We start from the raw sequence: 16,053 nt of genomic DNA, 5'->3' as shown, positions 1-16,053 counted from the left end.
CTTTAAGCAACAACAAAATTTACTAACTTACCAGGTACGACAATCACCTTTTTAATCTCCTTCCCTTCCAGATGACGCTGCACAACTTCTGATTCACGGGCGTATTTTTCCAACTCAGCTTTATCTGCTTGTGACGGAACTTGAATATCAGCCCGCTTTTTGCCATTAATTTGAATTACCAAAGTAATTTCATCAGCGATTAAAGCAGCAGCATCATAAGATGGCCAAGTTTGGGTATGCACTGAATTTTTATTACCCAATAAATGCCACAATTCATCAGCAATGTGTGGTGCAAAAGGAGCCAACAATATAATTAAACTGTGAATACCTTCGGCATAAATTGGCGAATTTTTACAATCGCTATCAGTTAAGGAATTACTCAACTTCATCAATTCCGAAACAGCAGTGTTGAATTGATATTCATCTTCCAAATCTTCGGTGACTGATTTAATGGCTGTGTGAATTGCTCGACGTAAATCTTTTTCTGATTTACTTAAATCAGCGAGTTGCGCTTTTTTACGAGATACCCCAGCCGCCACATAATCTGTTACCAACCGCCACACCCGATTTAAAAAGCGGAATTGCCCTTCCACATCAGCTTCATCCCATTCCAAATCTTTTTCTGGTGGTGCTTTGAATAAAATAAACATCCGTGCTGTGTCTACACCATACTTAGCAATTACATCTTCTGGCGCAACACCATTACCCTTAGATTTGGACATGGTAGCGTACAGGCGTTGTAATGGTTCTCCGGTTTGGGGGTCACGGGGGTCGACGGGGTTAACCAAATGGGAGGGAACCCATTTATCTTTGCCACCCTTGTTGGGATTCATGTAAGTTAAACCCTGCACCATCCCTTGAGTTAACAACCGGGCAAAAGGTTCATCAAAATTCAACAAGCCGCGATCGCGCAATACTTTAGTAAAGAACCGTGAATATAACAAGTGCAGAATCGCGTGTTCAATCCCGCCTACATACTGGTCTACTGGCATCCAGTTGTTAGTTTTGCCAGAATCAAACACCTGCTGTTCGTTCTTTGCGTCGGTAAACCGCAAGAAATACCACGAAGAATCAATGAAAGTGTCCATCGTGTCAGTTTCCCGCTTTGCCGGTGTACCGCAAGTGGGACAAGGTACATTTACCCAGCTTTCCAACTGCGCCAATGGTGAACCACCCCGCCCCGTAAATTCCACTTCTTCCGGTAACTGTACTGGTAAATCCTTGTCTGGGACTGGCACAATTCCGCAGTTCGGACAGTGAATAACTGGGATGGGTGCGCCCCAATAACGTTGTCGAGAAATCAACCAATCTCGCAAGCGGTATTGTACTCGTTCTTTACCAAAACCTTGTTCTTCGGCATATTTAACAATCGCAGCTTTCGCATCTACTGAATTCATCCCCGTAAACTGCCCAGAATTAATTAAAATTCCTGGCTCAGTATACGCTTCGTTATATTGAATAATAAAAATTCCTGGTGATGTGTATCCCTCCACATATTCAGCAATTTCTTCTTCTGTATTTGAGGTCGGCGTTAAATCAAAATCTGCCACATCTTCGGGTGCAGCAATCACAAACTCAATTGGTAAATCATAAGCCTGGGCAAACTTAAAGTCGCGCACATCATGGGCTGGTACACCCATCACCGCCCCAGTACCGTATTCATACAAGACATAATCAGCAATTAAGATTTGCACTTCTTCCCCAGTGAAGGGGTTAACGGCTTTACCACCGGTGGGGATACCGCGCTTGGGTTTGTCTTCGGCGGTGCGTTCCAACTCACTTTGATTGGAAACTTCAGTAATAAAAGCTTCCACTGCGGCTTGTTGGTCTTTAGTGGTGACGCGCTTGGTTAAGGGATGTTCTGGGGCTAAAACCACATAGCTGACACCAAACACTGTATCGGGGCGAGTGGTGTACACGCCGATTTTCTCCTCCATCCCCACAATCGGAAATTCTAAATACGCACCAACAGATTTACCAATCCAGTTTGCCTGCATTAACTTGACACGTTCCGGCCAACCTGTCAATTTATCCAAGTCGTTGAGTAATTCTTCGGCGTAGTCGGTAATCTTGAAAAACCATTGGCGCAATAATTTGCGCTCGACCTTTGCCCCACTGCGCCAAGAACGACCTTCGCTATCAACTTGTTCGTTGGCTAATACAGTTTGGTCAATCGGGTCCCAGTTCACCGCCGCTTCTTTTTGGTAAGCTAACCCCGCTTGCAAAAATTGCAAGAAAATCCATTGTGTCCACTTGTAATAATCTGGTGAACAGGTAGCAACTTCACTTTCCCAGTCGATAGATAAACCCAAACGCTGTAACTGTTGGCGCATTTGAGCAATATTTTGATAAGTCCACTTGGCGGGGGGAACTCCACGGTCGATGGCCGCGTTTTCTGCGGGTAAGCCAAAAGCATCCCAACCCATTGGGTGCAAGACTCGATAACCTTGCATTCGCTTGAGACGAGCAATCACATCTGTAATTGTGTAATTACGGACGTGACCCATGTGTAAGCTACCCGATGGATAGGGAAACATGGATAGAGCGTAGAATTTTGGCTGATTGTTTTCTGTAGGGGTATGATCTAAATTCAGTTCCGCCCAGGTTTTTTGCCATTTTTCCTCAATGGCGGCGGGAGAATATTTATTTAACGCAATATCATTACTTTTAGCCTTTAAATTCTCTGTCATGCTCAGTCTAATACTCAAATGTGTAATTTTCAGTGTTTGAGAGGGAGTTTTGAGCAGAATTTGACACTTAGAGTCTATGCTCAAAAAATTCTCATTCTTTATTATCTCTTTCTCGCTGTTTTATGTAGCTCAGAGTTAGGGAAGAAATCAGTGCGATCGCCATTAAACAATTAAAAAAAATTTATCGGGCAGTGGCTACAATGACGCTAAACTCTTATGACGAAGCAGCCCTGAAAGTCAACTTAATAGTCCCTGATGAAGTTAGCCGATATCCTCAAAGACTCAAATTACAAGCTGTCGCAGTTTACGATCGCTGAAATTGAGCAGTTAGAGCAAACAATTACCCTCAAGTCCACCAAAAACGGTGAGGTTCCTTATGTCGTTTGTTTAGTGCGCCAAAAAGCGATCAAGCTCACACCAGAGGAGGCAATTCGGCAATTATATTTACAGGTTTTGCGCGATCGCTTGCACTATCCCCTCAATCGCATTCAAGTTGAGTATGGGGTGAACTTTGGGCGCGAGGTGAAACGAGCAGATATCGTGGTCATGGATAAAGACCGTCCCAACACAGTTTATATGCTCGTAGAGCTAAAAAAGCCAAAGCTCAAGGATGGCAAAGACCAGCTACGCTCTTACTGCAACGCCACAGGTGCGCCGATCGCCGTCTGGACGAATGGCGATCAAATTTCCTACTACCAGCGCAAAGACCCCAATTACTTTGAAGATATTCCGGGGCTACCCAATGCGAATCAAACCCTAGCAGATATTCTCCAGATCAAGTTCACCCTGGAAGACCTGATCAAAAACGACAAGTTGGTGAAGGAGAATAAATCCCTCAAAACCTTAATCGAGGAAATGGAAGATGAGGTGTTAGCCAATGCTGGGGTAGATGTATTTGAGGAACTGTTTAAGCTGATTTTCACCAAGCTTTATGATGAGTGGTATTCTGGGCAAGGCAACAGGCGATCGACCCGTTCTCTGGAATTTCGCAATACGGGACAGACAGAAGCCGCACTAAAAAATAAGATTCAGGATTTATTCGACAAAGCCAAAAAGAAATGGGAAGGGGTATTTAGTGAGGATGCCAAAATTAGCCTCACGCCGTCTCACCTGTCGGTTTGTGTGTCGTCCTTGGAAAATGTCAAGCTGTTTAACTCCAATCTGGATGTGATCGATGAAGCGTTTGAGTATTTGATCAACCAGAGTAGCAAGGGCGAAAAGGGACAGTTTTTTACGCCGCGCTATGTAATCGATATGTGTGTGAAAATGCTCAACCCCCAAGAGGATGAGTATATGATTGATACGGCTGCGGGGTCATCGGGGTTTCCCGTGCATACGATTTTTCATGTGTGGCGGCAGATTTTAGAAGATGAGGGATTGCAAGCGAGTCATTTGTTTTCCCTAGAAGATAAGCCGCCCCGGTGCAAAGAGTATGTGGAAGACAAGGTATTTGCGATCGATTTTGATGAAAAGGCGGTGCGGGTAGCGCGAACGCTAAATCTGATTGCAGGGGATGGACAGACGAATGTGTTGCACCTGAACACCCTGGATTATGAACTGTGGGATGAAGTCACCGAGCAAGATGATTGGGATAACATTTACCATGAAGGGTTCAGGCGACTGAAAAAGCTGCGGCCGAAAGGCAGCAAGGACTATCGAGAGTTTCAGTTTGATGTGCTGATGGCGAATCCACCTTTTGCGGGGGACATCAAAGAACCGCGCATGATTGCCCGCTATGACTTGGCGAAAAAGCCGGATGGCAAGTGGCAAAGTAAGGTAGGGCGCGATATTTTGTTTATTGAGCGCAACTTGGATTTTTTGAAACCAGGGGGCAGAATGGCGATCGTGCTTCCCCAGGGACGGTTCAACAATTCATCTGATAAGAACATTCGAGATTTTATTGCGGAACGCTGCCGGATTTTGGCGGTGGTGGGGTTACATGGCAACACCTTTAAGCCGCACACAGGCACAAAAACCTCAGTGCTGTTTTTACAGAAGTGGAACGACGACCCCAAAGCAGGCGCACTTTGTCCCCGCAAGGATGACTACAACATCTTTTTTGCCACCATGCGAAAGTCGGGGAAAGATAACTCTGGCGACAAGATTTGGCGCAAAATTTCATCGTCTAAGGCTTCACCAAACAATGAAGAAATCAGCGATTTGATGCCGCCTTCTCCAGTGCAACGAGTCGTTGGGGTAGAGAGTGATTTTTTACAAGATGAACACGGTCATTTAGTGGTGGATCATGACCTGTATAACCACGAAGGGCTGACAGAAGACGGTATTGCAGAAGCCTTTATTGAGTTTGCCAAAAAGGAGAACTTCAGTTTTTTTGAACTCAGCCCATCTGTTATGCCGTTTGATGCTGTGAAGTATCAGAGGTTAATGGATGGGCTGGAAGCGGTTGAGGCTAACTTTTGTGATATTCAAGCACAGAAAATATGTAGGCTTGAGGCAGAATTTTATATTGCAAAAACAGGTAAAATTCATAAATTCCTGAGTGGAGAAGAGATTATAGAATTTGTTCAATATGGCACTTCTAAAGACTTAAATGAAGATGAATTAGGCTATCCAGTATTAAGACTTAATGAGTTTGAAAGTTATTTTACAGCAACCCCAGCCAAATATTGTCGTCTTATTGATGAAGATACATTTCAATCGTTAAAACTCAGAAAAGGTGATGTGGTTATATGCAGAACTAACGGCAATCCAAAGCTTGTTGGAAAAAGTGCATTAGTTACAGAAAATACCAATTTTGCATTTGCTTCTTACGTGTTCCGTGTGCAACCAAAAAAGCACCTAATCAGTTCGGAAGTTTTAACAGTTTTTTTGAATTCTCAATATGGTAGGCAGGAAATTGAGAAGTATTCTATGACGGGTAATCAGACAAATTTTAGCCCTGCCAAGTTTAGAGAAATTCAAGTTCCTCATTTTATCGATGCTTTTCAAATAATTATTAATAAACTAGTTGAAAAAGCATTTCAATTCCTTGAAAATTCTAAAATTTTCTATCAACAAGCTGAGGATTTGCTGTTGTCGGAGCTTGGTTTGAAGGACTGGCAACCAACGAAAGAAACCATTGCCATCAAGAGTTTTGCTGAGTCGTTCCTGTCCTCCGGTCGCTTAGATGCTGAGTATTACCAGCCAAAATACGATCAAGCAGAAGAAGCTATTAAAGATTGTGGTTTTTTATCTCAAAACTTAGGTTCATTGATAGAACCAATTCAAAACGGTTTTGATTATAGAGAGTATACGGAAGAAGGAACGCCCTATATTCGTGTCGGCGATATCAAAAACGGACAGATTAATTTTGACAGTGCCGTAAAAATTCCCATTACAATGGCTGATGTTGATAAACCTGTGGGTTTACAAATCGGAGATATTCTTTTTACCCGTAAAGGTAGTTTTGGTAATTCCGCAGTTGTTACAGAACTAGAAGTTAATGGGATTATTAGTAGTGAAATTATGCTTTTGCGTCTAACTTCAGTTTCTAGACAAAAAGTTTTACCAGAGTATGTCAGTTTATTTTTAAATTCAAAATTTGGTTACTTACAGGTTGAACGTCGAGTTCATGGTGTGGCTTACTACAGTATTTCTCAACCGGATTTAGCCAATTTGCTAATTCCAATTTTACTAAAACATCAGCAGCAAAAGATTGTTGAAAAGATAAAGTCCTCATTTTCATTAAAACTAAAATCAAAACAACTGCTAGAAATTGCTAAAACAGGAGTAGAAAGGGCAATAGAAACTGATGAAGCAACAGCAACCCATTGGATAAACCAACAACTTGAAGCCTTGGGGGTAAGACTAACGTGATTATGCAGGCTGAAGCAAAGAAAATCCATACAACCGAAGAGTATCTCGATTTCGAGGTAAATTCAGATATTCGGCATGAGTATATCAATGGAGAAATAATCCCTATGACTGGCGGTACTCCCGAACATAATGAAATTGCCAGTATTCTTAATGCCGCCTTAAGAGTCAGTTTGAAAGGTAAACCCTACAGTATTTTTGTAGCGGATCAACGGCTTTGGATTCCTGAACGCAAGCTTTATACCTACCCGGATGTTATGGTTGTTCCCCGTCCACTTGAACGACAACAGGGACGAACTGATACGATTACTAACCCAGTAATGATCGCCGAAGTGCTTTCAAAATCAACCAAAAGCTACGATAGGGATGAAAAATTTTCAGCGTATCGTACCATTCTCACATTTCAAGAATATTTATTAATTGATCAATATACTGCTCATGTTGAGCAATACTCTAAAACAGACTCTCACAAATGGATCTTTACTGAATATGACGATCCAGAATCGTATATTTCACTCTCATCGATTCCCTTTGAAATTCGTTTAGCAGATATCTATGAAAGTGTTGAATTTGAGCCATAGTAGAAATTGCTAAAACAGGAGTATAACGGGCAATAGAGAGTGATGAAGTAACGGCAACGACTTGGAGAAACCAGCAACTAAAAGCCTTGGAGGTCAACCGATCATGATTGCTCAACCTGAGACTAAACGTTACACCATTGATGAGTATTTAGAACTGGAAATCGCCTCAGAAACGCGCAACGAATATTGTGATGGAGAAATTATTCCTATGACTGGTGGGACACCCAACCACAACGATATTGCTGGAAATTTGTATATTTTGCTGAAATCTGCCCTAAAAAGCAAAAACTACCGGACTTTCTATGTTGATCAGCGACTATGGGTTCCTGATGCAAATCTCTATACTTACCCTGATGTCATGGTTCTACCCAAACCCTTAGAACTTCAAATGGGACGCAAAGATACTGTGGTGAACCCCTGCTTTATCGCCGAAGTATTGTCTAAATCCACCCAAAATTATGACCGTGGCGAGAAATTTGTTGCCTATCGTAAAATTCCGACTTTCCAAGAATATCTGCTGATTGATCAATATCGCATACATGTTGAACATCATCTCAAAACAGCCGCCCATCAGTGGCTATTTTCGGAATACGATGACCTCAATGTTACCCTTTCTTTGAGTACTTTGGAGTTGCAAATTTCAATTGCCGAACTTTACGAAAATATTGATTTTTCAAATGTTTGAGTTGAATTGCTAAAACAGAAGGAGACTGCGGCAGCGATCGCAATTTTACAACCATCATATAAGTGATACAATATGATGCCTCTAGAACTGTATTCTTACAGTTGTCTAGTTAAGAAACATTACTTCTCCCACTTAGGAGCAATTATGACAAAGAAACATCTGTCGGCGTTTGCACATCGCACACTGGTTATCTTTGTCACTATGATGATGTCATCGGAGTTAATGATGACGGCGGCTAGGGCGAATCATCTCTACATAGCCCAAAAACCGCAAAATACTATTCCTGAAAGGCAAAGAGCCGCAGCACAAGCCAAACAACTGCTGCAAGAAGCACAGCAATTATATGAACAAGGTACAGCCACAGGACGACAGGCAGCGATCGCAAAATATGAAGAAGCATTGAAAATTTGGCAGCAAATTGGCGATCGCAATTATGAAGCTACCACATTATTAGCGATCGGCACACTTTACTATACACAAAATGATAACCAACGGGCGTTGGGATATTTTCAACGAGGGCTAAATATTCGCCGCGAACAAAAAGACCGTTTTGGCGAAGCGATAATGCTAAATTCTCTTGCTAATGCTTACGCCAACTTAAGTCAACCAGAAAGAGCTTTGCAATTTTATAGCCAAGCATTGCGATTATTTCGTGCTGAAAAAAAACCTGATTTTGTCGCTAAAACTTTATTAGGTATTGGGGGCGTTTATTTCAATGCAGGTGAAACAAAACAAGCACTACAAGCTTATAATCAAGCCCTGGTAATTCAACGTGAGCAAAAAGATTTAGATGGGCAAGCGGATATTTTACAAACTATCGGGATTACCTATACTAATTTGGGTGAAACACAAAAAGCCTTGGAAGCTTTTCAACAGTCATTAGAAATTCAACGCGCCAAAAATGATTTGGGTGGACAAGCCGATGCACTCAACTATATTGGTGTACTTTATTTATCCATTGGTGATGAGCAGAAATCTAGAGAAGCTCTCAATCAATCACTCAAACTGCAACAACAAATTGCTGCTAATCTTTCTGGTGTAGCTTTGGCATTTAGCCTCACAAAGCAAGCTGTAACTATGAGTGGACTTGCTGGTAGCTATTCTTTTAGTGAACCACAAAAATCTTTAGAATATTATAACCAAGCGCGATCGCTGTTACAAAAAGCAGGTAATCCCCACTCGGAAGCGGAACTATTAGGTCAGGTGGCTTTTGTATATGATCGATTGGGTGAAAAGCAAAAAGCACTTGATACTTTAAATGAAGCAATTGCATTACAACGTCTCACTAAAAATCGGGCGCGGGAAGCTTTTACTCTAGATACAATTGGGGGAATTTATGCTTCATTAGGTGATTATCAAAAAGCCATTAATACTTATAACCAAGCCCTAACTATTGAACGGGAAGTGAAAGATGTTAGCGGGGAAGGCAATACACTAAAAAATATTGGTTTAGTGTATAGTTTACTTGGTGATCACAAAACAAGTATTGACACTTATAATCAAGCCCTAGAAAAATTTAAAAGTACAGGCGATCGCGATAAACTAGCTTTAACTTTAGATAACATTGGCAGTGCCTATCGGGCTTTAGAAAATTATCCCAAAGCCATAGAATATTACAACCAAGCACAGCAGGTAAGGCGTGAACAAGGCAATATAATTGGTCAAGTTAGTGCCATTAGCGGTATTGTCCGCGTTTACGAATCATTAAAAGATTATCCCAAAGCTTTAGAAGCGACTAACCAAATTTTGGCATTGGCGCAGCAAACAAAAAATAGCTTTGCCCAAACCAGTGCTGACGGTTTTTTTGGCAGAGTTTATTTAGCGGCTGGTGACTATCAAAAAGCTTTAGAATTTTCCCAAAAAGCTGCGGCTGGCTGGCAAAAATTAGGGCTAAAAACTGCCCAAGCCAATGTTATTGGGAATTTGGGTAAAACTTATAATGCCTTAAAGCAACCACAACAAGCGATCGCCACTTACAATCAAGAATTAAAATTGCGGCAGATGATAGGCGATCGTACCGGAGAAGCAGACACCCTGTATTCTATAGCTCAGACAGAACGCGATCAAGGCAATCTCACCGCCGCCCGCACCCATATCGAAAACACCATTAAAATTGTCGAAGATATCCGCACCAACGTTACCAGCCAAGATTTGCGGACATCTTACTTTGCCTCTGTGCAGAAATATTATCAGTTTTATATCGACTTGCTCATGCGGCTACATCAAAAGCAACCATCCCAAGGTTATGATGCTTTGGCATTGCAAGTCAGCGAACGTGCGAGGGCGCGTAGTCTTTTAGACTTACTCCAAGAAGCAAACGCAGATATTCGTCAAGGTGTCAACCCCAAACTACTGCAAACAGAACGCAACTTACAGCAGCAACTCAATGCCAGAGAAACATTGCGTATCCAACTGTTAAGCGGTAAATATACGGAATTACAAATTAAAAATTTAGACAAGCAAACTGAAGAAATATTGCAACAGTATCAACAAGTCCAAGCAGAAATTAAAAATAGCAGTCCACGTTACGCTGCCTTGACCCAGCCACAACCCTTATCATTAAAGCAAATTCAGCAGCAAGTATTAGATGACAATACTTTACTCTTGGAGTACTCCTTGGGAGAAGAACGCAGTTATCTTTGGGCTGTGAGCCAAAACAGCATTACTAGTTATGAACTACCCAAACGTGCTGATATTGCCGTAGCCGTGCAGAAATTCCGCGATGCTTTAACCGCCCCATCCCAAAGAACAAGTGTCGCCAGAGGCAGCAAAGCCGCAATGGAATTGTCACAAATAATTCTCGCTCCAGTTGCCCAGCAACTCGGCAAAAAACGCTTAGTTGTAGTTAGTGATGGCGCTTTGCAGTATGTCCCCATTGCGGCATTAGCAGTACCCAACAGTCAAACCTACCAACCACTAATCACAACCAACGAAATTATTTCCCTCCCCTCAGCCTCAACCATCGCTTTACTGCGTCAGGAAGTCAAAGGGCGTAAAAAAGCCCCAAAAACCGTAGCTGTACTTGCAGATCCTGTTTTTTCTGCCAAAGATGAGCGAATCAAAAACCAACCCCCAAATCGGCTATCCATCACCCCAGACTTGGATACCTTTGACCTAAAACAATTAGCACGTTCAGCCAGAGAAGCAGACATTGACTTTGAACGGTTGCGCTTTACTCGCCAAGAAGCCGAGACAATTCTTTCTCTGGTATCTAATAAAGAACGTAAGCAAGCCTTAGACTTTACCGCTAGTCGGAATTTAGCCACCAGCCCAGAGTTAAGCCAATATCAAATCATCCATTTTGCCACTCACGGCATCCTCAACAGCCAAAATCCCGAATTATCTGGGGTTGTGCTGTCGTTGTTTGATAGTAACGGCACTCCTCAAAATGGCTTTTTGCGCCTCCGTGATATTTTTAACCTGAATTTGCCAGCAGAGTTAGTCGTTCTCAGTGCTTGTCAAACAGGGTTAGGTGAAGAAGTCAAGGGAGAAGGATTAGTTGGGTTAACTAGAGGATTTATGTATGCGGGTAGTCCTCGTGTAGTCGTGAGTTTGTGGAGTGTGGATGACCAAGCTACATCGGAATTGATGAAACTATTTTATACCAATATGTTACGCAAAAATTTAAAACCTGCGGCAGCGTTAAGGGCAGCACAAATAGAAATGTTTCAGAATCAAACTTATGCTGCACCTTATTATTGGGCTGCCTTTACATTGCAAGGTGAATGGAGATAATTCGGAAAGAATTCAGGAGTCAGGAGTAATAATTCAGATAGAGTAGGTCTTTTTTCCTGCTATATAATACGGTTGTACCCCCTATTCTTTAATTAATTATGGTACAAACAATCCAAGCACGGGATATCAGTCTTTACGAACTGGAAGAGAATTTTGGATTAGAGTTAGTTACCAATAATGATTTTTTCACTGAATGGGTAGAAAACTTACCGTTACTAACAGATGTTGAAAAATCATCTTTAGACAGAAGCCAAAATATGCTCGTTCCTATGCTTTATCAATAGAAAAACCAGATGAGCTACAACAAGTTTTAAGTGTATTAAAAAAAATTAGTGAATTAATTTTATTGTAGTTATGACTAATATTTGATTTCTGAAAAAAATAAGTACACTCCGAATCAGGCTTCTTTCCTACTCCCTACTCCCCATTCCCTATTCCCTACCTACACAAATAAATTCAGAAATCAAACCGGATTCCTATATTCCTAATCTGCTAAAGTTATGACTCAAACCTTACAAGCTAAAGATATAGATTTACGCTACTTAATTGATAATTTTGGAATTCAGTTAATTTTAGATAAGCAATTCTTCCGAGAATGGCAAGAAGACTTACCTGAGATTACAGAGTTAGATAAACAACTGTTGGATAAAGTCAAATTCGGTTATTTAAATCTGCTCAATTATCCTCCCTTATTAGAAGATGTCGTCAGAATGGCAGTTGTAGATCCCATTCTTTTTATTGGTGATTTTTATTTAGCTCCATTTTATGTCAAATCGGAAGAACCTATAGATATTGCTGTACCAGATGAAGATACACTCATCAAAGGCAGAATAGATACTTTAGTCTTACAAGACCAATTATGGGTAATGATTATTGAATCAAAAAAAGCTTCCTTTTCTATTGAAGAAGGACTTGCACAAATTCTTGCCTATATGTTAGGACATCCCCATCCAGACAAACCTAGTTTTGGAATGATTGCTACAGGTAGTGAGTTTATTTTTGTGAAATTAGTTAAAGAAGAGCTACCCCGTTATAGCTTATCCAAAGGTTTTTTAATGCGTAACCCTGGCAATGAATTATACGATGTACTGCGTATTCTGAAGCGTTTAACTCAATTGGTGGTTTCTGAAAATATTAGTAACTAACAGACTGTATCAATCTGATTCAACATTCTCTGATTGTGTATATGTCTTGTAGTCTTCAATTTTATTAGCTAATCTTGCAGCCAAAAACGGACTCGCATCTTTCAGAGTTTCATAAATCTGTATAGCCTCTTCTCTATATTTCGTAATTTTTTCTTGACTCCAGTAATGTGGCGGTGCTTGGAGGTTGCTGATTCTATCTGCTAACTTAACCATCCAAATTTCTGGCGTTTGTTGTTTTATCCGCCTTAAACTATCTGCCATTTGCAGATGTTTCGCCAAACTTTTATCTTTGGTTAATGCAAGCACACCTTTGGCAACTGCTTCACCGAACTCGGTTTTTATTTGTTCAAAAGTTATACCAGTATCTTCGATGGTGTCATGTAAAACTGCACATTGAATTGCCAAATCAGCGTTAGCTACTTTTTCTACGTTTAAAGCAGCAATTAATTCCATACTGACAAAACTCAAGTGCATGATATAAGGCAATTCAGAACCGGGAATAGTTTGGTTATGATGTGCGATCGCAGCAAATTTATAAGCTTTAATATAACTCTCTTGTGACCAGTTTTTTGGATTAATTTGATTTTGATTCATGGCAAAAATTATAAATCAAATATTTAATAACTTAGAATCTAAGATCCCCGACTTCTCAAAGAAGTCGGGGATCTTATCGCTCAGACATAATTGCAGGTTATTGACTAAATTTTCTCACCAGTTATAGCTGATTTAGTGGATAATTTATTCCGGCGAGAAAAGCCAAATAAACCAACTACAAAAAGTAAGCCCATAACTGTACTTGGTTCTGGTACGGTAGTTGAAACAGGTGGTTCAGGGTTAGTTGGAGTTTCAGGTGTTTCAGGAGTCGGTTCAGTTGGAGTTTCAGGTGTTTCAGGAGTTGGGTTAGTTGGAGTTTCAGGTGTTTCGGGTGTGGGATTAGTTGGAGTTTCAGGTGTTTCAGGAGTTGGGTTAGTTGGGGTTTCGGGTGTTTCGGGTGTGGGATTAGTTGGGGTTTCGGGTGTGGGGTTAGTTGGAGTTTCAGGCTGTGGTTTGGGTATGTTAGGTAAGTTCCCAGCAAACTTAGTATTGTGAAATTCACCACTACCGGATAACGAAGAAGCTACTAAAGTTCCTTCTACATTCCCGTTATTAAATAGGACATTAGCTTTAGTTGCAAGTACACTACCATAGAACGAGAAACCAGTAGTTTTTACTTGAGTAGCATCAACAAAGTTAAACAAAATATTTTGCTTATTTAGTCCATTAAGGTTAAGTCCAAAGTTACTAATATTGACGCTATTACCTAAAATATTAAAAATTACTGTAGAGTTACTGCCTACTCCAGCAATATTCAAATAAGTGCTGTTAGAAAACTGTGAACCATCAATAGTGAAAATATTTAAATCACTATTGTTACCCTGGAGATGAATTCCACCCCATTTATACTCTGTATTACCTGTAGAACTTAACCCGCCTAAAGATTCAGAAAGATAAGTTAATTCTTGGCGTGCTGTCTCAAAATTAAGCGGTGTACCTGAACTAACACCACAGTTCGGAGAACAGTTGAAATTCACAGAAGTTTTAACACTACCACCGACAACAGCATTACCACCAAAAACTTGACCACCGTTGTAAGTTAAATCTCCACCTACTATCAGTCTAGTATCTGTGCCATTAGAATTAGCTAAACGGTCAGCAATACCAAAATTGGTGAAGGTCGCATTACCGCCAACCGCTACACGACCTTCAGAGTCGGAACTTTGATTCATGTCTCCAAACACGAATACGTTATAGTCTTGCGCGATTCCCAAATTAACAGCCATAGCTGGTTGTATTAAACTCGCTAAGGTAACTGTAGCTAGAGATAAAGGAATCACAGCAAATTTTGTTTTGTGTTTTATCGACATTGTTAGTATGACTAAATAACTGTCTTACTAATGTAGTTTCTATTCAATTAATGTTAGATAAATGCAGCATGAAATTATAGAGAAAATATCATCTCATAAAACCAGTTAAATAACCGTGTTTTCCACAGTATTCAATACAGATGATATTTTTTCATAGTATTTATACGGTGAAATCTGTCCCGGAATGTTCACAAAATCATTTCAATATATAGCCCAAAAAGATGTCCGACTTCTTGAAGAGAATAAGGGGCAGGGTGCTGGGTGTAAGGGGGAATAATCTTCCTTCTGCTGGTCGCCGAGCGAAATCGAGGGAGCATCCCACTTTTTTTAATACGTCATTGCGAGCGCAACGAAGTGGAGTGAAGCAATCGCAAAATCCCTCACTAACAACGAGTCCATGCGATTGCTTCGTCGTGCCTCCTCTCTGCGAGACGCTACGCGAACGCAATGACAGGATTATTATTTTGCTGAGTAATAAAAACTGGGATGCACCCGAAGTCGAGGTGTTACTCTCTACCTTTTTTAACTATCCTCTTGACATTATCTGAAATACATACTACAAATGTAATATAAGGGTGACAGCCCACTCAAAAGGCAAAGATTAATCCTTGCAGAACCTTGATAACTCGATAAACACAGCTATTTTCGGCATTACCCACTTTTGGGGCCGCGATTGGCGTTCGACTGCTCCGAAACCAACAAACGGACGGTTGCAGGATTTGGGTTCAATTCCCGACGGCTCCACTAATTAAATAAGGTAAAAGGAAAAAGTTAAAAGGCAAAAGAAAAGCATAATCTCTATTAATTTTTACAAGCTTGGGTCTGTAGCTCTAACGGTAGAGTTCCCGGATTCCACTTGTGTCCTAACCGAAAAAGCTTACATACTAGCTCAATAGTAGAGCGATCGCTTGGAAACGATAAGTTGCAGGTGCGATTCCTGCGTGTGTTACCACGGCTTTTTCAACTTGCATGAGGAGTGAGTGCAACTCTCACAGGGAGGGTATCGGTTCAATTCCGATCAGATCCACTCAGGACTTACGCACAAAGGTTCTCTATTAAGAATGGGTGTAATGGTTTAAGGGTATAGGGGTGTAAGAGTTGTTTACACCTATACCCTTCTCGAAAACCTTGGTTTTTGTTTTCTTACGTAAGTCCGACCACTAATAACAATTTGTAATTTAAAAGAGGTGATGCCAATGGTTCATATTCGATTTGAAGGACGTTCTGTTGATGTTGCAGAAAAACAACTAGGAATTTTTGCAGGGATGAATGATGTAACAGTCAAAGAACAGGTAGCGCGACATTTAGATGTCAAGAGCGATCGCCTTTCTGCTTACATAGTAGATCGTCGCCCTAGTGGAGACTTGATTGTGCGTCCTGAAGCTGTCTACGGTTGAAGACCCTAATTTTCCGTGTCCTGACACATCAAGCATACATACACATTGATAACGGCTCTAAGGTAGTAAAATTCGAGCGATCGATCTAGCGAAGCATGATTTC

10 protein-coding genes are annotated in these 16,053 nt (G+C 40.9%); 7 read left to right on the top strand and 3 right to left on the bottom strand.

Annotated elements, in window-relative coordinates:
• Window positions 1-2 precede the first annotated feature (2 nt).
• The gene (gene leuS / locus H6G79_RS07270) at window positions 3-2,690 is read right to left on the bottom strand and encodes a leucine--tRNA ligase (RefSeq protein ID WP_190588266.1); all 2,688 of its coding nucleotides are present in this window, start codon (window positions 2,688-2,690) and stop codon (window positions 3-5) included.
• Between the two features lie 270 nt (window positions 2,691-2,960).
• Between leuS and H6G79_RS07265 the strand changes: the two genes are divergently transcribed.
• From H6G79_RS07265 to H6G79_RS07240, 6 genes are all read left to right on the top strand, one after another.
• The gene (locus tag H6G79_RS07265) at window positions 2,961-6,506 is read left to right on the top strand and encodes an N-6 DNA methylase (RefSeq protein ID WP_313933893.1); all 3,546 of its coding nucleotides are present in this window, start codon (window positions 2,961-2,963) and stop codon (window positions 6,504-6,506) included.
• Window positions 6,507-6,508: 2 nt separating this feature from the next.
• Entirely contained in the window at window positions 6,509-7,084 is a 576-nt protein-coding gene (locus H6G79_RS07260; RefSeq protein WP_190588268.1) for a Uma2 family endonuclease, read from the top strand.
• Window positions 7,085-7,187: 103 nt separating this feature from the next.
• Window positions 7,188-7,769, top strand: coding sequence for a Uma2 family endonuclease (locus H6G79_RS07255; RefSeq protein ID WP_190588269.1), 582 nt, complete (start codon window positions 7,188-7,190; stop codon window positions 7,767-7,769).
• A gap of 144 nt (window positions 7,770-7,913) precedes the next feature.
• Window positions 7,914-11,504, top strand: a complete 3,591-nt coding sequence (locus H6G79_RS07250; protein ID WP_190588270.1) for a tetratricopeptide repeat protein — start codon at window positions 7,914-7,916, stop codon at window positions 11,502-11,504.
• 98 nt (window positions 11,505-11,602) lie between these two features.
• Window positions 11,603-11,788: a hypothetical protein gene (locus tag H6G79_RS07245; protein WP_242048224.1), complete on the top strand. Its 186-nt coding sequence runs from the start codon at window positions 11,603-11,605 to the stop codon at window positions 11,786-11,788.
• Window positions 11,789-12,004: 216 nt separating this feature from the next.
• Window positions 12,005-12,649 carry a restriction endonuclease subunit R gene (locus tag H6G79_RS07240; RefSeq protein WP_190588271.1) on the top strand — a complete coding sequence of 215 codons (645 nt, stop codon included), beginning with the start codon at window positions 12,005-12,007 and terminating at the stop codon, window positions 12,647-12,649.
• Between the two features lie 9 nt (window positions 12,650-12,658).
• On the opposite strand, the gene H6G79_RS07235 is transcribed toward H6G79_RS07240, so the two are convergent.
• The gene (locus H6G79_RS07235) at window positions 12,659-13,243 is read right to left on the bottom strand and encodes an HD domain-containing protein (RefSeq protein WP_190588272.1); all 585 of its coding nucleotides are present in this window, start codon (window positions 13,241-13,243) and stop codon (window positions 12,659-12,661) included.
• Between the two features lie 104 nt (window positions 13,244-13,347).
• Window positions 13,348-14,553 carry a choice-of-anchor A family protein gene (locus H6G79_RS07230; protein WP_190588273.1) on the bottom strand — a complete coding sequence of 402 codons (1,206 nt, stop codon included), beginning with the start codon at window positions 14,551-14,553 and terminating at the stop codon, window positions 13,348-13,350.
• A gap of 1,196 nt (window positions 14,554-15,749) precedes the next feature.
• Here H6G79_RS07230 and H6G79_RS07225 point away from each other — a divergent pair.
• Window positions 15,750-15,950 carry a hypothetical protein gene (locus tag H6G79_RS07225; RefSeq protein WP_190588274.1) on the top strand — a complete coding sequence of 67 codons (201 nt, stop codon included), beginning with the start codon at window positions 15,750-15,752 and terminating at the stop codon, window positions 15,948-15,950.
• The last annotated feature ends 103 nt before the right edge of the window (window positions 15,951-16,053 follow it).

This window comes from Anabaena sp. FACHB-83 (assembly GCF_014697485.1).
Taxonomy (GTDB): Bacteria; Cyanobacteriota; Cyanobacteriia; order Cyanobacteriales; family Nostocaceae; genus Nostoc_B.
The sequence above is the reverse complement of the archived record's forward strand: the minus strand, read 5'-3'. Positions and strand labels throughout refer to the sequence as shown.

What these genes read in the sequence shown, in the direction of transcription:
- leuS (WP_190588266.1), bottom strand. Translation starts at nt 2,690, where the DNA reads ATGACAGAGAATTTAAAGGCTAAAAGTAATGATATTGCGTTAAATAAA.
- H6G79_RS07260 (WP_190588268.1), top strand. Translation starts at nt 6,509, where the DNA reads ATGCAGGCTGAAGCAAAGAAAATCCATACAACCGAAGAGTATCTCGAT.
- H6G79_RS07255 (WP_190588269.1), top strand. Translation starts at nt 7,188, where the DNA reads ATGATTGCTCAACCTGAGACTAAACGTTACACCATTGATGAGTATTTA.
- H6G79_RS07250 (WP_190588270.1), top strand. Translation starts at nt 7,914, where the DNA reads ATGACAAAGAAACATCTGTCGGCGTTTGCACATCGCACACTGGTTATC.
- H6G79_RS07245 (WP_242048224.1), top strand. Translation starts at nt 11,603, where the DNA reads ATGGTACAAACAATCCAAGCACGGGATATCAGTCTTTACGAACTGGAA.
- H6G79_RS07240 (WP_190588271.1), top strand. Translation starts at nt 12,005, where the DNA reads ATGACTCAAACCTTACAAGCTAAAGATATAGATTTACGCTACTTAATT.
- H6G79_RS07235 (WP_190588272.1), bottom strand. Translation starts at nt 13,243, where the DNA reads ATGAATCAAAATCAAATTAATCCAAAAAACTGGTCACAAGAGAGTTAT.
- H6G79_RS07230 (WP_190588273.1), bottom strand. Translation starts at nt 14,553, where the DNA reads ATGTCGATAAAACACAAAACAAAATTTGCTGTGATTCCTTTATCTCTA.
- H6G79_RS07225 (WP_190588274.1), top strand. Translation starts at nt 15,750, where the DNA reads ATGGTTCATATTCGATTTGAAGGACGTTCTGTTGATGTTGCAGAAAAA.